The sequence below is a fragment of the Streptomyces sp. cmx-18-6 genome, from assembly GCF_046548915.1.
Lineage (GTDB): Bacteria > Actinomycetota > Actinomycetes > Streptomycetales > Streptomycetaceae > Streptomyces.
This window is the reverse complement of sequence record NZ_JAEBEP010000003.1, coordinates 23,486-46,384: the sequence shown is the minus strand read 5'-3', so window position 1 is coordinate 46,384 and position 22,899 is coordinate 23,486. Positions and strand designations below refer to the sequence as shown.

The following is a 22,899-nucleotide window of genomic DNA, read 5'->3' as shown; positions in this document are numbered from 1 at the left end:
AGCGCGTGGCCCCCCTCCGGGGCCCTGGTGCGCGGGCTGACCGGCCGCCCGTTCCGGCGGGCGATCCGGGCGGGGAGATGCGAGCGGCGGCATCCGAGCCGGGCCCCGAGTGGCGGCAGGGGCACGAGCGGCGCGTACGGTACGGCAGGTGAACGAACGGCCCGAGCCCGTCACCGAGCCCCGCGCAAACGGACGGACGCAGACCCCGACCCCGACGACCCGCGTCTTCCTGGCGCTCGCCCCGCCCGACGACGCGAAGGACGAGCTGGCACGGGCGCTGCGCCCGGCCTACGCCACGTATCCGCGCCTGCGGTGGAACCGGATCGAGGACTGGCACATCACCCTGGCGTTCCTCGGTGAACTCCCGGTCACGGCCGTCCCGCCCCTGATGCCCCCGCTCGCGGGGCTCGCGGCGCGACGCGGACCCCTGCGGCTGGCGTTGCGCGGCGGCGGGCACTTCGACGAGCGCGTCCTGTGGAGCGGCGTCGAAGGGGATCTCGAAGGGCTGCACTCGCTCGCCGGGGACGTGCGCGCCGTCGTCGCGGAGTGCGGTGTCCCGTTCGCCGACCGGCCGTTCCGGCCCCATCTGACGCTGGCCCGCTCCCGCCGCGGCGACCACTTCGCGGTGACGGAGGCCGCGGCCGGGCTCGTCGCGTTCTCCGGCCGCGCCTGGGAGGCCGAACGCCTCCACCTGGTCGGCAGCAACATCGGCCGCGGGCCGGGAGCGATCCACTACCGGGACCTGGCGGCCTGGCGTCTCGGCCCCGGGGCCTGAGGAGCGAGACGCACCCGCCCGCCGAACTACGCACCGGCCCGCTCACCGAGCGCTGATCCGCGGCCCTACCGGTGCGCCTGCCCGCCGGGCCGGGTGAGGACGTACCAGTCGGGCGAGTCCGGGTCCCCGTACTCGTAGTTCAGCTTCGGCCGATCGGCCGAGCCGCCCAGGGTCCAGTGCCAGCCCCAGCAGTCACCGACGTCGATGACGAGGCGCTGTCGCCAGGGGTCGTCATGCGGTTCGAACTTCCAGGTGCCGGGGCCCTCGCACGGCTCCTCGTCCAACCGCCCCGCGTGCTCGCTCCTGGTGCCGACCGCGCTCACCCGCCCGTCCGGGGCCAGCCGCACCGTGCCGCCCCGGCCGTCGCTCCAGGTCCCGGTCAGCGCCGAGGCGTCGACCCGGGGCGGAGCGTACGCGTCGACCAGCCCGGTCCCGTACGCCAGCGACCCCGCGACGAACACGGCGACGGCCGAGAGCCCTCCCGCGCCGATGACGGACCAGTACGGGCGGCGGCGGGTGAGCGCCCAGCGCGTCGGCAGCGACACCGCCGACAGGACGGCCGTCGCGGCCGGCCACACCCACAGCCAGGTCACCGCGTCACCGTCGACCACCGCCGGCCACAGGGCCGCGACGGCCGCCCAGCAGGCGGCCGCCGGCACGATCCACCACCAGGCGTGACGACCCCCGAACCGGATTCCCGCCCACCGCGCGGCCGTCAGCGTCGGCAGGACGGCGAGCACGGAGCCGATCAGCGCCACGGGCAGGCCGAAGCAGAAGAGGAACGGCAGCATCAGCGCCGACGCGCCGGGACCGAGGGGACGCCGCGGGGACTCCTCGGTCATCTCCGCGAAGCCCGCGATCTCCACGGCCGACACGGCGAGCAGGAGCACCACCGCCATGGAGACCAGGACCGGCCGCGTCCCCCACAGACTCCCGCGTCGTTCCGCCTTCTTCGCGCCGGGCGGCGTCGGCCGCCGCGTTTCCGTGCTGTTCACACGCCCACCCCCCGGTTCGGCTGGAGTCTTCCACAGCGGGAAAGCGCCCTGCCCGGCGGGTACGTCGGCGTGGGCCGCCCACCCCGGCCGCCCGGACTTCCCACGCCCTCGGGCCTTCGCGGTACGTCCCGGTCAGCGCGCCCCGCCGCCCTCCGCCGCCCTCACCCCTCGCCCCGGGACCTCCAGAGCAGCCAGAGGAAGTACGGAGCGCCGATCACGGCGGTGACGAGCCCGACCGGGATCTGCGCGGGGGCGATGACGGTCCGGCCGACCGTGTCCGAGACGACCACCAGCAGAGCGCCGAGGACCGCGCTCACCGGGATGACCCGCACATGGCTCCGGCCGACCAGGGCGCGCGCCGCATGCGGGGCGACGAGCCCGACGAAGCCGATCACGCCGACCGCCGCCACCGCGCCCGCCGTGAGGAGGACGGCGAGGCTCAGCAGCCCCAGGCGGGTGGTGCCGAGCCGGATGCCGAGCAGGCGCGGCGTATCGCCGTCGAGCCCGATCAGGTCGAGTTCGTGGCGCATCAGGGCCAGGACCGGCAGGGCCACGACGAGCGCCGCCAGCACCGGGATCAGCTCCGGGAACGTACGCCCGTAGGTCGACCCGCCGAGCCAGGCCAGCGCCTTCGTCGCGTTGTGGGGGTCGGTGAGCACGATCAGCAGGCTCACGAACGCGCCCGCGCCCGCCGAGACGCCGATGCCGATCAGCACCAGCCGGTTCTGCTCCAGCCCATGGCGTGCGGCCAGCCCGAACACCAGCGCGGCGGCCGCGGCGGCGCCGGCCAGCGCGGAGCCGCCGATCAGCCAGAAACTCGCCAGCGGCACGACGGTGAGGACGGCGATCGCGCCGACCCCCGCCCCGCTGACCACGCCGAGGACACCGGGCTCCGCGAGCGGATTGCGCGACACCGCCTGGACGACGGCGCCCGCGACCGCCAGCGCCGCACCCGCCATCAGGGCGCCGGCCACCCTCGGAACGCGGGTGTCGAGGACGTACGTCACGAACGAACCCGCCCGCCCGGTCAGCCAGTTCCCCACATCGCCGAGCAGCAGGGTGGCGTCACCGAAGAGCGTCGCAGCGACCACCGCGACGACCAGCCCCCCGGAGGCCGCCGTCAGCGTCAGGACGAACGCCCGTCGACCGCGCAGCCGGGCGAACGCCGTCGACGCCCCGCCCGAACCCATGTCGCGCGACCGGTAGGCCAGGAAGATCAGCACGGCCGCGCCGAAACAGGTCGTGACGATGCCGGTGGGCACCTCGGCGCCCGCCTGCGCGCCGAACACCGCGCGCAGCGTCACGTCCGCGCCGAGCACCACGAGGACGCCCGCGAGCGCCGAAGCCGGAATGAACGCGTGGTGCCGCACCAGACCCGGGATCCACCCGCTGAGCAGGCGTACCACCGCCGGTGCGCACAGCCCGACGAAACCGACCGGCCCCGCGACCGTCACGGCGACCGCCGCCAGCAGCACGGCGAGCGTCACCGCCGCGGCCCGGGTGAGCCGGGGGCTGACGCCGACCACCGCCGCGCCGTCGTCGCCGAGCGCGAGGATGTCGAGCTTGCGGCCCATCAGGAGCAGGCCGATCAGCGCCAGGAGCGCGACCGGGGCGAGCCGGTCGATGCTCTGCATGCCGATCTGCGCGAGCGAACCGTTGCCCCAGGCGAACAGCCCGGTCGTCTGCTGGGAGCGCAGGAGCAGCAGCATCCCGCTCAGCCCGGTCAGGGCGAGGGTGAGCGCGGAGCCCGCCAGCACCAGCCGGATGGGCCCGGCCCCCGCCCGCGACAGGCCGAGGACGACCCCGGCCGCCAGCAGCCCGCCGAGGAACGCCGTGCCGCCGGCCGGAAGCGCCGGCAGCGTGATCCCGAACGCGGCGACGGCGACGACCGCGAGGTACGCCCCCGCGTTCACGGCCAGGGTGTCCGGCGAGGCCAGCATGTTGCGCGACACCGACTGGAGGGCCGCGCCCGCCGCGCCGAGCGCGCAGCCGACGAGCAGTCCCGCGGCGAGCCGGGGCAGCCGGGAGTCCAGGACCACGGCGGCCGTCTGCTCGTCGGCGGACCGGTCGGCGGCGTCGCCCGTGGCCAGTTGCCAGAGGGTGTGCAGGTCCACGGACGCGGTGCCCTGACCCACGTGGACGACCGCCAGGGCGGCCAGGGCGAGGAGCGCGGCGAGCGCGAGGAGGAACATCCGGCCGCCGCGGGCCGGGCGGCCGGCCTCGGCCGAGGCCGGCTCCCGGGCCGGTCCGGCCGCGCCCGCCACCGTGGTCACGGTGGCGGGCGGGGCGGGTGTCGTGGTGCGGGTGCTCATGCTCAGGCGGTCAGCGCGCCGACGAGCGCGTCGATGTAGTCCCGCATCGACGCCGTGCCGCCGAACATCCAGATGCCGTCCGGCAGCCGGTGGGCCTCCTTGTCCTTCACGAACGGCAGCGACTTCCACACCGCGTTGTCCTTGAGCCCGTCCGCGAACGGGTCGCCGCCGTCCGCGTCGTTGGCGATGTACGTGAACCGCGCGTCGCCGATCTTCGTGAGGCCCTCGACGTCCGTCGCCGCCAGCCCGTACGCCTTGTCGCCCTTCAGCTTCCACGGGTCGACGAGACCGAGCTCGGTGTTCACGTCGGAGAGCAGCGAGCCCTTGACGTACGGGCGCACCGAGACCTGGTTGCCTTCCTTCCAGCCGTCCGCGAAGGCGACCTTCTCCCCGTCGAGACCGGCTGCCGCGAGCTTCTCGCGGCCCTCGGCGACCGCCTTGCGGAACGAGGCGACCTCGGCCTTCGCCTTGTCCTCGGTGCCGGTGGCCTTGCCGATGAGGTTGACGGTGTCGATCATCTGGTCGATCTGCCGGCTCGCGTCCGCCGACCGCACCACGACGACCGGGGCGGCCTTGGACAGCTGCGCGATGGCGGAGTCGGACAGGTCGGTGGTCGCCACGATCAGGTCCGGCTTGAGACTCGCGACGGTGGCGACGCTGGGCTCGCCCCGGGTGCCTATCTCCTTCGCCTTCCCGGTGAGCGGCGCGGCCTTGTCGTAGGCGGTGTAGCCCTTGATGTCGGCCACGCCGACCGGCTGCACGCCCAGCGTGACGAGGGTTTCGACGACGTTCCACTCGGTGCCGACGACCCGCTTGGCCGGTCCGTCCAGCGTGACCTTCTTGCCGCGCGAGTCGGTGACCGTCACCGACGAGTCCCCGGCGGCCTCCTTCTTCGGCGCTTCGGTGGTGCCGCAGCCCGTGAGGGCGAGCGCGGCGGCCGCGGCGAGGGCGGGCCAGGCGAGGTGCTGGTTCTTCATGGTGGGTTCAGGGCCTTTCGGGGCGGAGGTGGTGGCGGCCGACCGCGCGGGTGCGCGGGATGCCGGTGGAGGAGTCGGGTTCGACGTCGATGCGGATGCCGTACGCGTCGCTCAGCCGCGCGGAGTCGTAGACCTCGGCGGGAGTGCCGGCGGCGGCGATCCGCCCGGCGGAGAGCAGGACGACCTGGTCCGCGACGGCGGCGGCCTGGTCCAGGTCGTGCAGCACGACCCCGACGGTCACGCCGTGGGTGTCGGCGAGATCCCGTACGAGGTCGAGGATCTCCACCTGGTAGCGCAGGTCGAGGTAGGTCGTCGGCTCGTCGAGGAGCAGGACGTCGGTGTCCTGGGCGAGGCAGCAGGCGAACCAGACGCGCTGCAACTGTCCGCCGGAGAGGCTCTCGACGCCCCGGTCGGCGAAGTCGGTGAGGTTGGTGACGGCGAGCGCGTGCTCGACCATCCGCGCGCCGTCCGGATCGCTCCCGCGCAGCCGCCGCCGGTAGGGGTGGCGGCCGAACCCCACCACGTCCCGCACGCTGAGCCCCGCCGGAGCGGTTCGGCTCTGGGCGAGGAGGGTGATGCGGCGGGCGAAGTCGGTGCGCGACAGCGCGAGGGCGTCGACCGGTTCCCCGTCCGGGGCCGGCACGGTCACCGTTCCGGCGCGGGCGGTGTGCAGCCGGGCGACGGCTCGCAGCAGGGTGGACTTCCCGCTGCCGTTCGGCCCGATCAGGGCGGTGACGCGACCGCGCGGCAGCCGGAGGTCGGCGGCGTGGACGACGTCGGCGCCGTCGTACGCGATGGTCATGGCGCGTGCGTCGAGGCCGACGCCGCTGTCGGCGTCCCCGGCGGGGGCGCCGGGGCCGGGCACGGTGTGCCGACGCGGCGGGCTGTCTTCTCGGTCGTGGGCAGGAGCGATCACGACGGTGAGGTTAGCCTAGCCTTAATTTCACGTGTCACCGGGTATGCGGACGTAGATGTTCCGGGTTGGGTGGCGCTCTGCGCGGGTCGCCGCCGAGGGCGTTCAGGGCGTCGTCGGGTGCGTCGATCGGCCCTGCGGCCCCTCGTCGGCGCTGCTTTCCGGACGAAGCGCCCTGTCGATGTTTCGGGTCGCCTTGGAGTCGTTGCAGGTCAGACGGTTGTTTTGGGTTGAACCGTCGAGTGGCGTCCATATGCTGGACGGCTCTCGCGGGCCGTGTGAGCTGCCCGAACGACCATCCGGTCGGTTCGAATGAACATCCACGGCTGGAAGCGGGCTGTCGATGTGCGCCTACTTTCCGCATGCGTAAGACTCCTGAGCGCAATCAGCACTCGAGCGAGGAGTTTTCACTCATGCGACACAACCGTTACGCAATCTTTTCGACCATCGCCGCAAGCACCCTGGTCCTCGGTGGTCTCGCCACGACCGCCCAGGCGGCCCCGGCGAAGGCGGAGAGCCTGTACGCGCCGTCCGCGCTCGTCCTCACCGTCGCCCAGGGGGAGGACCCGCTCACCGCGACGGTCGAGCGGGCGGTCACGCTCACCTGTGCGCCGACCGCACGGGGCACCCACCCCGCGCCCGAGGCGGCCTGTAGCGAACTGGACTCGGTCGGAGGGCAGTTCACCCAGCTGGCGCAGCCGTCCTCGGACCGTATGTGCACCCGGCAGTGGAACCCGGTGGTGATCACCGCCCACGGTGTCTGGCAGGGCAAGCGGGTCGCGTTCTCGACCACGTACGGCAATGCCTGCGAGCTGGCCGGCAGCATGAACGACAGCGCGGTCTACGCCTTCTGACGCGGGCCTGCTGAACCGCTCGGCCGCACCACCCGGCCGAACCGCTCGACGCGGCTTCCCGCCGCACGCGTGCCCCGCACACGCGAACCCGTCCGATGACCGGCGGTCCCGTGGTCGCCCAGCCGTTCCGCCGCGGCTGGCAGCGGCCCACGCCGGTGGCGCGGACCCCGCCCCCGTCAGGAATCCTGTGAGACTCGCGAATCCTGTGTGACCCGGGTGCCGGGATGGCGCAGGGCGCACAGATAGGCGACGGCCAGAGCGATCGCCATCCCGTAGAAGACCCACTGGTTCGCCTGGGCGAAGTCCATCCGGATCGCCTGCATCGAGTCCCGCACGACGTCGGCCACCGGGCCGGAGCCGGACGGTCCCCGGGTGTCCGCCTGACCGGTCACCGCCTGTGCGACGGACCGCGCGGCATCGTTCGCCGCGTCCTCCGGAACGCCCTTGTCCCGCAGCGTGGCGCCCACGTTGCTGATCGTCCGGTGGGTCAACAGCGTTCCGTAGACGGCGAGTCCGATGCTGGCCGCGAAGTTGCGCACGGTCTGGGTGATGCCGGTGACCTCGCCGTACGACGCGCCGATCGCACGATTGACCGCGTCGGTCGAGGCCGGGGCCAGCAGCAGACCGATCCCCGCGCCGGCCATCGCCGCGTACAGCCACTGGTCGTGCATGGACAGGGTCGTCAACTTGCCCGCCCACAGCGCGAATCCGACCGCGCCGAGCGCCGTGCCCAGCTTGATCGCCGGACGCGCACCGCGCTTGTCCAGGATGCGGCCGCCCCACTGGGAGGCGATCCCGAAACCGATGAAGAAGTAGAGGAGGTAGAGCGCCGCCTGGTTCGGCGAGGCGCTGAGCGAGACCTGCGCGTACACCGAGGCGAAGAAGAACACCGGCACGAACGCCATCATGGAGAAGAACAGCACCGCCGTGTCGACCTGGAACGCCCGGTCCCGGAACACCTGAAGCCTGATGAGCGGGACCCGTGCGCGCAGCTCGAACCAGCAGAAGTACACCAGCACCAGCAACCCGGCCACGATGCACGCCCAGGTGGCGACGGAGTCCCAGCCCCAGGCGGCCGCCTGTTGCAGGCCCAGCACGGTGAGGCCCATGCCGACCGCCACGAGCACCGCGCCGGGGAGGTCCAGCGGCTCGCGCCGGGACCGGTCCGGGATGCGCGCCAGCAGCGTCAGCACGATGGCGATGACGGCGATGGGGACGTTGATCCAGAAGATCGCGCGCCAGGTCCACGCGGTGAGCCAGCCGCCGAGCAGCGGCCCCACCGCGGTGAGAGCCCCGGAGAGCCCGAAGAACAGCGCGAGCGCCCGCCCCCGCCGTTCCACCGGGAAGACCGCGATGACCACGGCCAGCGCGGCCGGGAACATCAGGGCCGCGCCGATGCCCTGCACGGCGCGGAACCCGATCAGCCATGCCTGCGCGAAGTCCCCGGCGGGCACGGCGCCGCACATCGCGGAGGCGACGACGAACGTGAGGGTGCCGATCAGCATCACCCGGCGGTGCCCGTAGATGTCGGACAGCCGGCCGCCCAGTGCGAAGAACGCGGCCAGGGTGAGGAGATAGGCGTTGACGACCCACTGCATCTGCGTGGAGGTGAGGCCCAGTTCGTGAATGATCTCCGGAGCGGCGATCGCGACGATGGTCTGGTCGATGAACGTCATCGACACGGCGAACAGCATGGCCGCGAGAGCGAGACTCTGATTCGGAGAACCGCCCCGGCGGCCGCGTGCCGCCGGGGCCGACGCCACGGACTCGGGGCCGTCCTCTTTGGAAGTATCTCTGCCCATACGTTCATGGTGCTCGGCCTCAAGCGGTGCTGCATCCCGAGCGGGCCCCCGGCTCTCCGCGGCGCCCGAAACGCAGGGCTACTTGCCGGACCCGGACCCGGACCCGGACCCTGCCCCTGCCCCGGAAGGGGAGCCGGTCCCGGTGTACGGCAGCAGCGCCATCTCACGGGCGTTCTTGATGGCCGCGGCGAGCTGCCGCTGCTGCTGGGCGCTCACCCGGGTCACCCGGCGGCTGCGGATCTTGCCGCGGTCGGAGATGAACCTCCGCAGCAGATCGGTGTCCTTGTAGTCGATGTACGTGATCCTCGCCGCGTCCAGCGGGTTGGGGCGGTCCTTGAGCGGCTTGCGGGGGTCCTGCTTGGGCGCCATCGGGCTTCCTCCTGCTGGTGGGGGTGGATCGGTCGGGATTACGGGTCCGGTGGTGGACGGGACGGCGAAGTCGCGCGTACGGGGCGGCTTCCCGGTTCACACCGGGTCGAGGAGCGCGTCGAAGGCGGCGGGCAGGCGCTTCCACGCCTCCCGGCCCGCCCGGTACTCCTCGTCGCTGAGCAGGCACGACTCCAGCAGTCCGGTCAGCCCGTCACGGTCGAGGCCGGGGGAGACGAAGACCAGGTGCTGGCAGCAGTCGCCGTGTTCGGGGTGCCAGTCCAGCGCGGCCGCCGCTCGCCGGTAGGGCGGGGCCATGGCCCAGGCGGCGTCCGGGAGGGAGGCGAGCCAGGGGCCGGTGTTCTCCACGCAGAGCGCGCCGCCCGCCGCGTCCCAGGAGAGCAGGGTGTCGGGCCGGTCCGCGAGCCAGAACCGGCCCCGGCTGCGCGCCGCCGCACAGCTCAGGTCCTCCAGCGCGTGGTAGAGGCGCTCGGGGTGGAAGGGCCGGTGCCGACGCCAGACGAGCGTGGAGACACCGGCCTCGTCCGCTTCCTGGGGCAGCAGCGCACAGGCCGGATGCTGTCCGGCGTCCGCCGCCTCCACGTCGAACCCGGCGACCGCGAGATGCGCCAACTCAGGTGCGTCTGCGGCGACCTGACGGGCAGTCGGGTTCAACTGGCGGATCAGCGCACGGTCCTCGTCGTCGGTCGCCGGATTGTCGGCCAGGGCCAGGACGGGGGCGTACTCCACCTGCCGGGCCCAGGTGTCGCCGATGGTCCGCTGGTCGGCGGGGGCGGCCGCGAGACCGGCCTCCGCCAGGTCGTCGCCGTTGGTGAGACACGGCAGGACGAGGGTCGGATCGATCGCGGTGACCACATTGGTGACCTCGAAGCCGTCGGCCCCGTGGACCGCGACGACCTCGGCCATCGACTTCGGCTCCACGGAGTCCCAGAGCTCCACGACGGCGAGCCGGGTGAGCCCGCTGTCCGCCAGTCGTCGCAGCTCGGGGACCAGGTCCTCGCGCAGCGCGCAGCACGCGCAGTCGTTGACCAGGGGCGTCTCCCCGGCGGACAGCTCACCGGTGGCGTCCCGCAGGGTGCGGCGCACGGTGCCGCCCATCGCCGTCGACAGGTCGTGGTGCAGCGCGATGCTGAACGGAACCCTGGCGAGCAGCCCGTCCACCACCTCGCGGCGGGCCTCCGCGTGCAGCCCGCAGACGATGACGACGGGCAGTTTCCGCCGGTGTGCATCCGTCACCGCCCCTCCCCGCGTCCGTAACGGCGCTCGAAGCGCTCGACGCGGCCCGCGGTGTCCAGGACGCGCGCGGTGCCGGTGTAGAAGGGGTGGCTTGCGGAGGAGATCTCCACGTCGACGACCGGGTAGGTGTTGCCGTCCTCCCACGCGACGGTCCTGTCGCTGGTCAGGGTGGAGCGGGTGAGGAACGCGAAGTCGGCCGCCTTGTCGCGGAAGACGACGGGGCCGTATGCGGGGTGGATTCCGGGCTTCATGGGGTGTCCTAAGGGTCGGGCTGGAGGGCGGGAGCGGGCCGGCCGGCCTCAGCGGTCCTCGCGGAAGTCGACATGGCGGCGGGTGACCGGGTCGTACTTGCGCAGCACCAGGCGATCGGGATCGTTCCGGCGGTTCTTGCGGGTGACGTAGGTGTAGCCGGTCCCCGCGGTGGAGCGGAGCTTGATGACCGGGCGTACTTCGTTGCGAGCCATGGCGCTACTATATGGCAATGGTTTCCATTTTCAATAATGGAACGCATCGATGAGAGGCAGGTAACTTCCGTGTCCGCCCACTGCCAACTGACCGGCTCGCAGCCGGGATTCGGCAACGCCATCTCCCACTCGCACCGTCGTACGTCACGCCGGTTCGACCCGAACGTCCAGCGCAAGCGGTACTGGCTCCCCGGTGAGGGCCGCCATGTGCGGCTGACGCTCAGCGCCCGGGCGATCAAGACGATCGACGTGATCGGCATCGAGGCCGCGGTCGCGCGCATCCGGGCGCGGGGAGGGAAGGTCTGATGGCGAAGAAGAGCAAGATCGCACAGAACGAGAAGCGCAAGGCGATCGTCGAGCGGTACGCCGCCCGCCGCGCCGAGCTGAAGGAGGTCATTCGCCGCCCGGGTGTTCCGGAGGTCGAACGCGAGGCCGCGATCGCGGAGTTGAGGCGTCAGCCGCGCGACGCCAGCGCGACGCGCGTGCGCAACCGGGACAGCGTCGACGGCAGGCCCCGAGGGTATCTGCGCACGTTCGGCCTGTCCCGGGTCCGGATGCGTGAACAGGCGCACGCCGGATTCCTCCCCGGTGTGACCAAGTCCTCCTGGTGACGCGGGGCTGAGCGGGAGAGGGGCGGGCCCCGCGTGGTGAGTGCTCAGCCCTCCGGTCGCAGGAGCCCGCGCTCGTACGCCTTCACCAGCCGCTGCGGCACGTGGTGGACGGTTCCCTCGATCGTCACCGGGACCAGCTGGGGCGTCGTGGCCTTCCACTGGGCGCGCCGGTGACGGGTGTTGCTGCGGGACATCTTCCGCTTCGGGACTGCCATGGCTGTCTCCTTCTGAGGTGTACGGGGCTGCCGCCCGTGCGGGCGGCAACGTCGGGCGGGCCGATCGTGTCGACCGTATATGGAAATGGAAGTCGTTTCCAAGTTGTGATCCGGGGGTGACCGCTCACCGCCCCACCGGGTCCGCGTGCGCCCCGTCGCCGGGGGTGACCAGGGCGAGGTGGCCGCCGTCGTCGAGCGGTGTGGGGAGGGTGAGCGTCGTGACCGGCTCCGCCCGGTCGGCGTCGAGGACGTGGACCTCGCCGTGGCCTCCCCGGCTGACCGCGACCAGCCCGGAGCCGGGGGAGGCGGCGACCGCCCGGCGTTGCACGCCGTCCCAGGGGGTCCCGCCGCGCCGCGGCGCACCGGACATCGCGGGCAGCGGGAGCCGTGCGGTGATGTGCGGCCGGGCGCCGGGGGCGGTGGGCGAGGCGAGGAGGATCAGCTCGTCGCCGTCCGGGTGGACCCGGGTGTACGCGATGTGGCGGGCGGTCACCGCGAGCCGGAACACCAGCCCGGGGCCCAGCTCCAGCCTCCCCGTGACGCCCGTGTCGAGCCGGTGCCACCACGCGTCGTTGGTCCACTCCGGCCACTGCCCGGGCGCGGTGGGCCCGCCGCGTACGCAGGACCAGAGGGTGCGGCGTACGGGATCGAGCCGCAGGTAGTAGCCCCGGCCTCCCGTGCGTTCGTCGGCGGCCCACGGGACGGGCGGCTCCGGCGTGACCCCCTCGCCCTCGTGCCGCGCGCGGTGCACCCCCGAGCCCGCCGCGGCGAACACCCGTCCGGTGACCGGGTCGTAGGCGTCCCCGTGCCCGTCGTCGTCCGGCAGCCCGATGCGCTGGACGGGCTCCGCCGGCGGGCACGAAGGGGGCGCGGCCATCAGCTCGCGGTGCCGGTGGACCAGGAGTTCGCCGGGCTCCCGGTGGCGCAGCACCACCAGCGGCGACGGCCCGCCGAGGACCGTGACGCCCGGCTCGCCGACCCGCCCCCGTACGCGTACGGCCACGGCTCCGTCCGGGGCGTCCAGGTCGACGGCCGTCAGGAGCCCGGTCCAGGCTTCCTCGTTGCGCCCGAGACCGGTGGTCACCGCGAGGCGGCGGCCGTCCGGCGCGGCCGCCAGGTGTTCGGCGGGCACGGCGACCGGTATGCGCCGCCGGATCAGGGGCCGGTTCGCGTCGGGGCCGTAGGGGTCGAGGATCAGCAGCTCGCCCGCCCGGTCGTCCACGCAGGCGAGCAGGTCGTCCGGGAGTGCGAGGAATCCGGCGTGCTCGGCGAGGTGCCGGTGGGTGAGCGCCGCCCGCTCCTCACCGGAGGGGAGGTCCAACAGGCTGATCCTGCCCGCGACCTGGTCGGCGACCAGCAGGCGCGGCGGTCGGTGGGGAGGGTGGGGCACGAGAGGTCTCCTCGGGTCGGCGGGTGCGGTGGCGGGTGGTGGGCGACGCCGTTGGGCGGTCGATGGGGCAGCGGTTCCCGGCCGCTTTATTGGAAATGATAATCATGTGTAAGGTTCCGGTCTGTGGCGGGGATCGCTCCCGGGGCTCCGCCGTCGTCTCCGCCGTCTCCCCGGGACCGCACAGGAACGGAAAGAGGCAGCCGATGCCACGCACCGCACTGAGAGTCCGCCGCTGGGCCGCGATCGCCGTACTGGGAGGGCTGCTGGCCGGCTGCGGCGCCGACGCGTCCGGCGAAGGGGCCGACGCCGCCGAGCCGGCGGCCGGGTCCCGGACGAGCACCGAGGTCCGGCCCATCGAGGCCGCCACGCGGATCACCGACGCCAAGGGTGTCACGGTCTCCCTGGACAAGCCCCCGCAGAAGATCGTCTGCCTGGTGGCCCTCTGCGACGACATCCTCGTCGAGCTGGGCCTCACCCCCACCGCCACCAACTCGGCGGTGCTCGCGCATCCGCGGTTCCTGGGCGAGGAGAAGGCGGCGAAGGTCCCCGTCGTGCCCGGCGGATTCCTCAGCCCCGAGGTCGAGGCGATCCTCTCCCACCGGCCCGATCTCGTCATCGGCCTGGAGGACACCCACGGCAAGCTCGCCCCCGCCCTGAAGGGCGCCACGGCCTTCTGGCCCGTACAGCCCGGCTCCTGGCAGGACAGCGTGGGCTACCTGCGCGACCTGGCCGCGCTCACCGGCCGTACGGCACAGGGGGAGAAGGCCGAGAAGGCGTTCCGCACCCGCCTGGCCGAGGCCGAGGAGACCAGGAGCGACAAGACGGCGCTGATCATCTTCGGCAGCGACGAGAACTTCGGCGTGGCCACCCCGGAGACCGACGTGGCGGCCGGACTCTTCCCGAAGATCTCCCGGTACCCCTGGAAGAGCAGGGGTGTCGACGGCTCGTACAGCCTGGAGGAGATCCTCGCCCGGGACGTCGACGTCCTGTTCGTGGAAACGCTCTCCTTCGGCGCACCGGACGGCAAGCTCTCCGACAAGCTCGCCAAGAACCCTCTGTGGTCGCGGATTCCGGCGGTGAGGAACGGCAAGGTCATCGAGGTCGACTCCGAGGTCTGGGCCAAGGGGCGCGGCACCCGGTCCCTGGGCGTCGTCCTCGACGAGGCGACGGCCGCACTGCGGTGAGGCGTCCGTCCATCGCACCGGTCGCTCTGGTGGCGGCAGGGGTGCTGAGCGCGGTCTGCGCCCTGAGCCTCGAAACGCCGTACGTTCCCCCCGGCCGGCTCCTCGCCACCCTGGGTGCGGACGGCCTCGCAGGACTCGTCGTCACCGAACTGCGGCTGCCCCGACTGGTGTTGGCGCTGATCGCCGGCGCCTGTCTGGGCGCCGCGGGTCTCGTCCTCCAGGAGGCGCTGCGCAATCCGCTCGCCGTCCCGGAGATGCTCGGCGTCTCCTCCGGAGCCGCGCTGGGCGTGGCGGCGCCGCTGGTGCTCGCCCTCTCCGTGCCACTGGGGCTCCAGCCGTTCCTGGCTCTGGGCGGAGCGGCGCTCGGAGGGCTGCTCACGCTGGTCGCCGCCGGTTTCGGGCGCAGTCCGTCGTCCGTGCTGCTGACCGGGGCAGCCGTCGCGGCGGCGCTCCAGGCGGGGCTGTTGGTGCTCATGGTGATGGCCGACCAGCTCGACCTCCAGCTCATCTACCGCTATCTGCTGGGCAGTCTGTCCGCCCGCACCTGGGACGACGTCACCGGACTGCTGCCCTGGCTCGCCGTCGCCGTACCGGCGCTCGTGCTCTGCGTACCGGTGCTCGGTGTGCTGCGGCTCGGCGACGACGACGCCCGGGCACTCGGCGTGCGCGTCGAACGTGCCAGGGTCGCCGCGCTGGGCATCGCCGTCGTCCTGATCGCGCCCGTCGTGGCGGTCTGCGGACCGGTGGCCTGGGTCGGCTTCCTCGCACCCCATCTGGCCAGACGGCTGCGGCCGGACGGCGGGGCCGCGGGCTGGCTCGTCCGCTCCGCGCTGTGCGGGGCGGTCGTGGTGCTCTGCGCCGACCAGCCCGCACGGCTGGCGCTCGCCCCGATCGAGACGCCGGTCGGCGCTTGGACCGCCCTGGTCGGAGTGCCTGTCGGCGTGGTGCTCCTGAAGCGGGGTCGGCGGGCGGCGGCAGCGGGCCGGGGTTCCGGCGGAGTGGCGCTGCCGTCCCGGGGCGGCCCGGTGGACGGGCCTGTCGGCGGCGGCCGGGCGGACGGTCCCGTCAAGGCGGGCCCGGCGGACGGCCGTCCGGTGAACGGGGCCGTCAGGGGTGGTCCGGCGGACGGCCGCCGGGTGAAGGGCCCCGTACCCCTCCTGCGGAAGGCGGAACGATGAGCGTCCTCGAAACGGCGGCCGGCCCGTCCCGGCGGGCCGGGCGCTCACCGGCCGTCCGGATGACCGCCCTGGCCGTGCTCGTCTGCGCCGTCGCCTGCGCCGGCCTGTTCGCGGGCAGGGGCGTCACCGGCGAGGGCGTACGGGCCGTGCTGCTCGGCGGCGGCGATCCGATGGCCGAGCACATCGTCCTCCGACTCCGCCTGCCCAGGCTGCTGGTGGCGCTGGTCGCCGGGGCGAGCCTGGGGGTCGCCGGGCTCGTCCTCCAGTCCGCCCTGCGCAACCCGCTGGCCGGACCCGAGGTCACCGGGGTCACCCCCGGCGCGGTCCTCGGCGCGGTCGCCGCCACCGGTCTCGGCCTCGCCGGCTGGGAGTCCCCGGCGGCCGTGGTCGTCGCGGCCTGCCTCGGCGGCTTCGCGGGGGCGGGCCTGCTGTGGCTGCTCGCGGGGCGGGAGAAGGGCGACCCCGAGCAGACCGCCGTCTACGGGGTGCTGGTGTCGGCGGTCCTCGCCGGTCTCACCGCCGTCGTCCTGCTGGTGGCCCCGGGCGAACTCGGCAGCGTCGTCCAGTGGTTGATCGGCTCGACCGAGGGCCGGGTCTGGCAGCACTGGCACCTGCTGTGGCCGTGGGCGGCGCTATGGGGAGCGGCCGCCTGGCTGCTCGCCGCACCGCTGACCCTGCTGCGCTGCGGCGACGAACAGGCGTCGGCGGCCGGCCTGGACGCCGGGCGGGGCCGCGCCGCCGCGCTGGTGTGCGCGGTGGCCCTGACGGCCGGCGCCGTCGCGGCCGTGGGGGCGCTCGGCTTCGTCGGCCTGCTGGTGCCGCATCTGGCGCTGGCCGTCTTCGGGGCCGACCTGCGCATCACCCTTCCCGGTGCCGCGCTGCTCGGCGCGGCGGTGGTGTGCGGGGCGGACGCGGCGGCCCAACTGCTGTCCCGGCTGCTGGTGGTGGCGCTCGACGCGGACCGGCTGACGGTGCCGGTCGGCGCGCTGACCACCTTCGTCGGGGCGGGGCTGCTGCTGGCCGTGGCGCGACGGCGGACGGACGAACGATGACGGGGCGGAGGCCGGAGATGGCGCGGGCGAGAGATGTCACGAGGGACGGGAAGAGCGGCATGACGGAGGCACCGGGCGGGATGAACCGAGCGTCGGGAGCACCGGAAGGTATCGACCGGGCCTCGGGAGAACCGGGCGGGATCGACGGCGCGTCGGGAGCCCCGGACGCGATCAACCGAGAGGCGGGAGCCCGGCACGGGATCGACCGGGCCTCGGGAGCCCCGGACGTGGTCCGGGCCGAACGGCTCAGCTTCGGCTACCCCGGGCGCGAGGTGCTGCGCGGTGTCGACCTGGGCATCGGCGCGGGCGAACTCGTCGCCCTCGTCGGGCTGAACGGCTGCGGCAAGAGCACCTTCCTCAAGCTGGCCGCCGGACTGCTCACCCCGAGCGGGGGGCGGGTCCTGCTGGAGGGCGACGAGGCGTCCCGGCTGCCCAGACGTGCCGCCGCCCGCCGCGTCGCGCTGCTCCACCAGTCGGCCCCCGCCGTACCGGCCCTGACCGTACGGCAGTTGGTCCGCCAGGGGCGTTACGCCACCCGGGGCCCGCTCGGGATGCTGAGGGACGGCGACGACGAGGTGACGGCCCGGGCGCTCGCGGACGTGGGCGTCACCGAGTGGGCCGACCGGCCGGTGGACGCGCTGTCGGGCGGTGAGCGGCAACGGGTCAGGCTGGCCATGGCGCTGGCCCAGGACGCCCCGGTCCTCTTCCTGGACGAGCCCACCACCTATCTCGACCTGCGGCACCAACTGGAGGTGCTCCAGACGGTCGTACGGCTGCGCGCGGAGCGGCGGCTGACGGTCGTGATGGTGCTGCACGACCTCAACCACGCGGCGCGGTTCGCCGACCGGATCGTCGCCCTGCGCGAGGGCCGTATCGCGGCGGACGGGCCGCCGGGGGAGGTGGTCACTCGGCGTCTGCTGGCCGAAGTCCTCGGTGTGCGGGGGCGGGTGGGCGTCGATTCCGAGGGCGGCTGGCCCGTCTGTTACCCAGATCACCCTCTCGAGCCGTCGCAGCTATTGCGGAATGAAAATCATATTCATTAGTGTCTGTGGTGCGGCACGGACCGACGCCGCGACCATCACCCGACCGATCCGAATGGAGACTTCAACTCATGGAGCACAACAAGGTGTTCAGCCCGATCGCCGACCAGGGTCAGCTGGCCCACCTCTCCGCCACCCACTCGAACGCCCTCGTCGAGAACCCCTTCGACGACGCGGTCGAGGCCGACACCGCGGACGAGAAGTAGGCGGCGCCTGCCGCTGAGGCAGCTCCCGCACCTCACGAGGCGGGCCCGCCCGGTCACTTCCCGGGCGGGCCCGTCCCGTTCGCACCGCACGTTCTCTCCCGCACCACGCCCCTCGGAGGTCTCCGTGAACCGCACTCGACTCGCTCCCGGCGTCGGGATCGTCACCGTCCCCGGTGGCCGGCCCGTACTCCGCACCTCCGAAGGGGAGTTCCTGCGCGTCGACACCGGCCGTGTCGACGCCGGGGCGCTGGTGAACCGGCTCACGGCAGGGGAGAAGCCGCCGCACGGTGAGACGCACGCCGAGGCGCACTCCGCCGAACTCGCCCGCCTGGTAGCGGCGTTCGAGGAGGCCGGGCACGCGGTGACCGAACCCCGCCGCCCCCCGCTCGCCGGACGCACCGTCCACCTCCTCGGCGACCCCGTGCTCACCGCGCCGCTGTCCCGCTTCGCCGCGGCGGAAGGGGCGGAGGTCCGCCCCGCCACCGCCGACGATGTGCCCGCACTCGCGGGGCAGCGGGACTCCGCGGTGGTCTGGTGCCTGGACTCACCCGTACGGGACGGGCTCTGGGACACCGCCGACCGACTGCCCGACCACCGCGTCGCCTGGCTGCGCTGCCACCGCGAGGGCGTCCACACCTGGATCGAACCCCTCGCCTCGGCCCCCGGCGACGTCACCTCCGCCCATGTCCGCCGACGCAGACTCGCGGCGACGGCCGCCCATCGCGAACTCGCCGCGTACTGGGCCGGCCACCGCACCCCCGACACCGGACCCCACCCGTCCGAGGCGTCCGCCGCCCTGATCGCCGCCCTGCTCACCGCCGACCTCATCGCCTGGGCGAACGGCGAGCCGCACCGGCGAACGGCCCTCCCCGCCCGCCGCCGACTGCGCCGGGTCGACCTGCGCGACCTGACCGTCACCGAGCACCCCGTGCTGCCCGTGCCGGAAGTCGCCCCGCTGCCCGCCCCCACCGCGAGGGCTGCCGCGTGAACACCGCCACCGTGTACGTGCCCGCCCCGGACGGCGCCCCCCTCGCCACCGAACTCCGCCTGCCGGACGCACCGGGCCCCCACCCCGCCGTGCTGATCCGCACCCCCTACGGCCGCACCGCCCACCACGCCGAGCTGCGCGGCTGGGCGGCCCGCGGATTCGCCGCCCTCGCCCAGGACGTACGCGGCCGGCACGGCTCGCCGGGCGCGTGGCGTCCGTACCGGGACCACGAGGAGAGCGACGGCGCGGCGACCGTCGCCTGGGTGCGCGCCCAGGCATGGAGCGCCGGCCCGGTGGTCGCCGCCGGCGCCTCCTACGCCGCCCACTGCGCGCTGGTCACCGCACTCGGCGCGCCCGGCGACGGGCGACCGGACGCCGTCATCGCCGCCGTCCCCGCCCTCGGCCTCGCCGAGACCGCCCGCGAACCGGCCGGCCCCGAGCGGCTGTGGGCCCGGGCCGGGTGGTGGGCCGCGCACGGCGACCGCGCCGACTCCGCGCCGGACGCGCTGGCGGACGCCCTCGCGGCCGACCCCCGACTGCTGGAACACCTCCCGGTCACCCGGCTGGCCGACCGCCTGGCCGCTTGCCTGGGCCGTGAACTGCCGTCCTGGCCCGGGCTGTGGGACGACTGCCGTCGCGACCGGATCGTCCTGCGGGGCTCCGCCGCCCGCATCCCGCTCCTGGCCGTCGGCGGCACCCGCGACCCCTTCGCCGAGGACACCATGGCCCTGTGGCGCGGCTGGGGCGGACCGGCTCGTCTGCTGCTCGGGCCGTGGGGCCACCGCCTCACCGCGGACCGGCCCCCGCTCGCGCCCGACCGGCTCAACCTCGGTGCGCTGTACGTACGGTGGGCCAGGGCCGCGCTCGCCGGACGGCTGGAGCCCGAGCGGCGCGGAGTCATCTCCCTCAGCGGCAGCGGCCGTTGGCTCCACGCGTCCGAACCGCCCGCCCATACGCCGGGGGAGGCGGGGGAGGCGGGGACGCGGACCGCCGCATGGGCCTTCGGCGCTCCCGCCGGGCTACGGCTGCTGCACGGCGCTGAGTTCACCGCCGACCCGGCTCACCCGGTGCGCTCCGACGACCTCGCCGTCCCGGCCGCCGGCCCCGCCGCCGACCGCTGCCTCCTCCTCTCCCCGCCCCTGGCCCGCCCCCTCGACCTGGCCGGGCCCGCCACCGCCCGGATCCACGCCAGCGCCGACACCCCCGCCGCCGACTGGGCCGTACGCGTCACCGCACTCGACCCGGCCGGCCGCGCCCAACCGCTCGCCTTCGGCATCGTCCGGCGCACCGACCCGCCCGGCCAGGCCGTGGAGATCACCGTGCCGCTCGGCACGCTGGGCCACCGGCTGCCCGCCGGGACCAGGCTGCGCACGGAGATCGCCGGACACCACTTCCCCGCCCACGCCCGCAACCCGCACACCGGCGAGAACCCCGTGACCGCCACCCGCCTCGCCCCGTCCCGCAGGACCGTCACGACCCGGGGCAGCGCCCTGCACCTGACCGTCGTCGCCCGGCGTCGTTACGTCGAGCCCGTACCGGAGATATGCCGTTGACCAGCACCCTGCCCCTCGAAGCCCTGGTCGACCCGGTCTGCGGGCTGATCCGCGGCGTCGAGCCCGTCGAGCACCCCGCCGGTGCGCCGCCCCGCTACACCGCGATGACCGCCGAGGTGGCCGACGCCCGACGCCTCGGCGCGTGGCCGGCCGACCGGGTGTCGCTCGGCACCACCTTCGGCGACCCCGGAGGGGCCCGGATCGCCGCCATCGCCGAGGCCGTGGAACGCTACTGCGGCAACCGCCTCCCGCCCCCCGGCCACCCCGACGCCCCCCGCAGGGCCACCGCCGCCGAACTGACCGCCGAGGGGCTGCGGTTGTACGGTCCCGGGGCCGTGCCCTCGTACGCCTCCTGGCAGCACGGGCGTGCCCGGTTCCCGTACGCCGAACTCACCCCGCACACACCGTCGCTGTGGACGCCGGGCACGGAGGACGGCGACACCTGCTGGGCTCCCGTCGCGCTCACCCACCTCAACTGGCGTCAGGGCGAACTGCGTTCCCTGCCGCGCACCCACCACCTCAACTACGCGGGCATAGCCACCGGCCAAGGCTTCGACGACGCCGTGGAGCGCGGGCTGCTCGAAGTCGTCGAACGCGACGCCCTGGAGCTGTGGTGGCACCTGGACGGCCCCACCCTGGGCATCGACCCGGCGAGCGTCCCCGGCCTCACCGAGGACCTGGCGGGCGCCGAACTGGACGTCCACATCGTGCGGATGCCCTCCGAGTTCGCCCCCTGCATGGCCGCCCTGGTCCACGACCCCCGGCGCGGCATCCACGCCGCCGGGTTCGCCTGCCGGTACGACCCGGCCGACGCGGCCCGCAAGGCGGTCCTGGAGGCCGTGCACACCTGGGTGTTCACCCAGGGCGCGGTGGACGCTGAGGGGTGGGTCCACCGTTCCGTGGAGGCCGGCCTGTTCGCCCGGGGCCTCTATCTGGACCACCGGGCCGACCGGCGCTATCTCGACGACTGCGGACCGCAGTTCGCCGCCGTCAGGGACCTCGGCGCCCATGTACAGGTCTGGCTGGACGACCGGATGGCCCCGCTGGCCCGCCGCTTCACCGAACCCGCCGGGGGAACCGTCCCCGTCACCGAGGTGGCCTCCGGCAGCCGGGCCTCCCTGGACGCGGCGCTCGCCGCCGGAGGCCACCGTGTGATCACCGTGGACCTGACGACCGAGGACGTCGCCGAAACCGCCCTGCGCGTCGCCCGGGTGCTGGTGTCCGGCCTGATCCCCAACGCCCCCGCCGCCTTCGGCTACTTCGGATGCCCGCGTTTCGCCGAGGCCGCCCTCGCCCGGGGCTGGCGAGCCCGACCGCCTGCCGGACCGGCGGACTTCACCCTCGCACCGCCGCCGCACATGTGAAGGGACACGCCCCCATGCCCCAGGCCCCTCCCGCTGCTCGCGCCCTGCTGAGCCGAGCCCTCGCCGCCGCCAGATCGCCTCGCGTGCCGCACTCCGTACCGTACGAGCCGGAGCGCCCTTTCCCATGGGGCGGGCCGGCGCTCTCCTTGGCCGGGAGCGCCGGGAGCGTCGGGGCGGTGGACCTGGACCGCGCCCTGCGGCTGTCCCTCGCCGTGCCCGGCGGCACGGCGGGCCGACTGCGCCCCGCCGCGTCGGCGGGCGCGCTCCACCCTGTCCGGGCGCACCTGCTCCTCGGTCCGGGATGCCCGCTGCCGCCCGGACGGTACGCCTACGACCCGCACACCCACCGCGCTCACCCGCGCGGTCCGGCCCCCGCCGACGCGCCCCCGGGAGCCGTCGTCGTCCTCACCGTCACCGCCACCCGAACCGTCGCGCACTACGGACACCGGGCCTGGCCGCTGCTCCTCCTGGACGCGGGCCATGCGGCGGCGGCCCTGGCGCTCGCCACGGCTCCGGCGGACGTGTTCGTCTCCTTCGACGCGGACGGCGTCGAGCTGTCGACGGCGGCGGGGCTGCCCCGCGCGGGCGCGTGGCAGGACCGTTGGCCCGGCACGGACCCTGAACTCTCTCTCGCGGCAGCATGGTTGCCGCTCACCGGCGCGCCCGCCGCGCCCGCTCGCCCGCTGGCCGCCTGGGCCGCCCCGCCGCACACCGCCGTCCCGAAGCCGCGACCGGATGCCACCACCGCCCCGTCCCGCGAACTCGCCGCCGCCCGCCATCTGCTCGACCACCTGGCGGCAGCACCCGGCGACATCGGCGGAACCTGGCACGCGGCCGCCCGGCCCGCCCCGGTGACGGACGGCACCCTCCTTACACGCCGGAGCGCCGCCCCCGCCGACCTGACGCACCCGCCCGCCCCGGACCTCCTCGCCCGGGTCCTGGCCACCGCCGCCGAAGCCCGGCCGGACGGCCCCGCCTGGGCCGCGGCGGTCGGCGGCGATGCCCCGGGGCTCCGCACGACCGCCGGCCGCCTCGCCACCGGCGACGCCCGCCCCGCCCTCGCCCGCTGGGCGGCGGGCCAGCGGTGGATCGGCACGGCCGGCGCGGTCCTGCTCGCCCACGGCTGCCCCGCCGACGCCCCGCCCGCCCAGGTCCGACGCGGCCACCTCGCCGCCGGTTACGCCGCCGGCCTCGCCCAGGCCCACGCCACCGCGCTCGGGCTCCGCTCGCGCCCCATCGGCTCCTGGCAGCAGGCCGACCTGGGCGAAGCGCTCGGCGACGCCCCCGGACACGACTGGATCCTCCACGGCCTCGCCCTCGCCGGGCCTCCGGAACAGGACGGGCCGCCCACCCCGTACCCCTGACGCCCCCCGCCCCACCACCATCAAAAGCCGCACCGGCAT

The 22,899-nt window shown here is 74.5% G+C and carries 24 protein-coding genes; 13 read left to right on the top strand and 11 right to left on the bottom strand.

Features of this window, described 5'->3' with window-relative positions:
• Window positions 1–148: 148 nt before the first annotated feature.
• Window positions 149–775: an RNA 2',3'-cyclic phosphodiesterase gene (gene thpR, locus ACLJPL_RS08355; RefSeq protein ID WP_411080085.1), complete on the top strand. Its 627-nt coding sequence runs from the start codon at window positions 149–151 to the stop codon at window positions 773–775.
• Between the two features lie 65 nt (window positions 776–840).
• On the opposite strand, the gene ACLJPL_RS08350 is transcribed toward thpR, so the two are convergent.
• The 4 genes from ACLJPL_RS08350 to ACLJPL_RS08335 form a co-directional block, all read right to left on the bottom strand.
• The gene (locus tag ACLJPL_RS08350; protein ID WP_411080084.1) at window positions 841–1,770 is read right to left on the bottom strand and encodes a hypothetical protein; all 930 of its coding nucleotides are present in this window, start codon (window positions 1,768–1,770) and stop codon (window positions 841–843) included.
• A gap of 161 nt (window positions 1,771–1,931) precedes the next feature.
• A complete protein-coding gene (locus tag ACLJPL_RS08345; protein WP_411080083.1) occupies window positions 1,932–4,082 on the bottom strand; it encodes an iron ABC transporter permease in 2,151 nt (716 codons plus the stop codon).
• Between the two features lie 2 nt (window positions 4,083–4,084).
• Window positions 4,085–5,059 (bottom strand): ABC transporter substrate-binding protein, encoded by a 975-nt coding sequence (locus ACLJPL_RS08340; protein ID WP_411080082.1) that lies wholly within the window; start codon window positions 5,057–5,059, stop codon window positions 4,085–4,087.
• A gap of 7 nt (window positions 5,060–5,066) precedes the next feature.
• Complete coding sequence (locus ACLJPL_RS08335) at window positions 5,067–5,975, bottom strand: ABC transporter ATP-binding protein (RefSeq protein ID WP_411080081.1); 909 nt, start codon at window positions 5,973–5,975, stop codon at window positions 5,067–5,069.
• Window positions 5,976–6,385: 410 nt separating this feature from the next.
• Between ACLJPL_RS08335 and ACLJPL_RS08330 the strand changes: the two genes are divergently transcribed.
• Window positions 6,386–6,826: a subtilase-type protease inhibitor gene (locus ACLJPL_RS08330; RefSeq protein ID WP_411080080.1), complete on the top strand. Its 441-nt coding sequence runs from the start codon at window positions 6,386–6,388 to the stop codon at window positions 6,824–6,826.
• 176 nt (window positions 6,827–7,002) lie between these two features.
• Here ACLJPL_RS08330 and ACLJPL_RS08325 read toward each other — a convergent pair whose 3' ends face one another.
• From ACLJPL_RS08325 to rpmG, 5 genes are all read right to left on the bottom strand, one after another.
• Complete coding sequence (locus ACLJPL_RS08325) at window positions 7,003–8,628, bottom strand: MFS transporter (protein WP_411080079.1); 1,626 nt, start codon at window positions 8,626–8,628, stop codon at window positions 7,003–7,005.
• Window positions 8,629–8,706: 78 nt separating this feature from the next.
• Window positions 8,707–8,997 carry a 30S ribosomal protein S18 gene (gene rpsR, locus ACLJPL_RS08320; protein ID WP_411080078.1) on the bottom strand — a complete coding sequence of 97 codons (291 nt, stop codon included), beginning with the start codon at window positions 8,995–8,997 and terminating at the stop codon, window positions 8,707–8,709.
• A 96-nt stretch (window positions 8,998–9,093) separates the two neighbouring features.
• On the bottom strand, window positions 9,094–10,251 hold the full coding sequence (locus tag ACLJPL_RS08315; RefSeq protein ID WP_411080077.1) for a CobW family GTP-binding protein: 1,158 nt from the start codon (window positions 10,249–10,251) through the stop codon (window positions 9,094–9,096).
• Window positions 10,248–10,502, bottom strand: coding sequence for a type B 50S ribosomal protein L31 (locus tag ACLJPL_RS08310; RefSeq protein WP_411080076.1), 255 nt, complete (start codon window positions 10,500–10,502; stop codon window positions 10,248–10,250). Before ACLJPL_RS08310 ends, ACLJPL_RS08315 begins: the two co-directional genes overlap by 4 nt.
• Window positions 10,503–10,550: 48 nt before the next feature.
• The gene (gene rpmG, locus ACLJPL_RS08305; RefSeq protein WP_411080075.1) at window positions 10,551–10,715 is read right to left on the bottom strand and encodes a 50S ribosomal protein L33; all 165 of its coding nucleotides are present in this window, start codon (window positions 10,713–10,715) and stop codon (window positions 10,551–10,553) included.
• A 69-nt stretch (window positions 10,716–10,784) separates the two neighbouring features.
• Here rpmG and rpmB point away from each other — a divergent pair, with 69 nt between their 5' ends.
• Window positions 10,785–11,021, top strand: coding sequence for a 50S ribosomal protein L28 (gene rpmB / locus ACLJPL_RS08300; RefSeq protein ID WP_015612995.1), 237 nt, complete (start codon window positions 10,785–10,787; stop codon window positions 11,019–11,021).
• Window positions 11,021–11,326, top strand: a complete 306-nt coding sequence (gene rpsN, locus ACLJPL_RS08295; RefSeq protein ID WP_411080074.1) for a 30S ribosomal protein S14 — start codon at window positions 11,021–11,023, stop codon at window positions 11,324–11,326. The genes rpmB and rpsN overlap by 1 nt, the downstream gene beginning before the upstream one ends.
• A gap of 44 nt (window positions 11,327–11,370) precedes the next feature.
• Here rpsN and rpmF read toward each other — a convergent pair whose 3' ends face one another.
• Both rpmF and ACLJPL_RS08285 read right to left on the bottom strand, forming a co-directional pair.
• Entirely contained in the window at window positions 11,371–11,541 is a 171-nt protein-coding gene (gene rpmF, locus ACLJPL_RS08290) for a 50S ribosomal protein L32 (protein WP_189527245.1), read from the bottom strand.
• Window positions 11,542–11,665: 124 nt separating this feature from the next.
• Window positions 11,666–12,931: a hypothetical protein gene (locus tag ACLJPL_RS08285; protein WP_411080073.1), complete on the bottom strand. Its 1,266-nt coding sequence runs from the start codon at window positions 12,929–12,931 to the stop codon at window positions 11,666–11,668.
• A 203-nt stretch (window positions 12,932–13,134) separates the two neighbouring features.
• Here ACLJPL_RS08285 and ACLJPL_RS08280 point away from each other — a divergent pair, with 203 nt between their 5' ends.
• The 9 genes from ACLJPL_RS08280 (at window position 13,135) to ACLJPL_RS08240 (ending at window position 22,860) form a co-directional block, all read left to right on the top strand.
• Window positions 13,135–14,115 (top strand): ABC transporter substrate-binding protein, encoded by a 981-nt coding sequence (locus tag ACLJPL_RS08280; protein ID WP_411080072.1) that lies wholly within the window; start codon window positions 13,135–13,137, stop codon window positions 14,113–14,115.
• On the top strand, window positions 14,112–15,293 hold the full coding sequence (locus ACLJPL_RS08275; protein WP_411080071.1) for a FecCD family ABC transporter permease: 1,182 nt from the start codon (window positions 14,112–14,114) through the stop codon (window positions 15,291–15,293). The genes ACLJPL_RS08280 and ACLJPL_RS08275 overlap by 4 nt, the downstream gene beginning before the upstream one ends.
• Entirely contained in the window at window positions 15,290–16,345 is a 1,056-nt protein-coding gene (locus ACLJPL_RS08270; protein WP_411080070.1) for a FecCD family ABC transporter permease, read from the top strand. The genes ACLJPL_RS08275 and ACLJPL_RS08270 overlap by 4 nt, the downstream gene beginning before the upstream one ends.
• Before the next feature lie 80 nt (window positions 16,346–16,425).
• Window positions 16,426–17,388, top strand: coding sequence for an ABC transporter ATP-binding protein (locus tag ACLJPL_RS08265; protein ID WP_411080524.1), 963 nt, complete (start codon window positions 16,426–16,428; stop codon window positions 17,386–17,388).
• Between the two features lie 68 nt (window positions 17,389–17,456).
• A complete protein-coding gene (amiA, locus tag ACLJPL_RS08260) occupies window positions 17,457–17,591 on the top strand; it encodes a streptamidine family RiPP (RefSeq protein WP_015613003.1) in 135 nt (44 codons plus the stop codon).
• 124 nt (window positions 17,592–17,715) lie between these two features.
• Complete coding sequence (locus ACLJPL_RS08255) at window positions 17,716–18,579, top strand: hypothetical protein (protein ID WP_411080069.1); 864 nt, start codon at window positions 17,716–17,718, stop codon at window positions 18,577–18,579.
• Window positions 18,576–20,132, top strand: coding sequence for a CocE/NonD family hydrolase (locus ACLJPL_RS08250; protein WP_411080068.1), 1,557 nt, complete (start codon window positions 18,576–18,578; stop codon window positions 20,130–20,132). The genes ACLJPL_RS08255 and ACLJPL_RS08250 overlap by 4 nt, the downstream gene beginning before the upstream one ends.
• The gene (locus ACLJPL_RS08245; RefSeq protein ID WP_411080067.1) at window positions 20,129–21,496 is read left to right on the top strand and encodes a YcaO-like family protein; all 1,368 of its coding nucleotides are present in this window, start codon (window positions 20,129–20,131) and stop codon (window positions 21,494–21,496) included. Before ACLJPL_RS08250 ends, ACLJPL_RS08245 begins: the two co-directional genes overlap by 4 nt.
• Before the next feature lie 176 nt (window positions 21,497–21,672).
• Complete coding sequence (locus ACLJPL_RS08240; protein ID WP_411080066.1) at window positions 21,673–22,860, top strand: nitroreductase; 1,188 nt, start codon at window positions 21,673–21,675, stop codon at window positions 22,858–22,860.
• Window positions 22,861–22,899 lie beyond the last annotated feature (39 nt).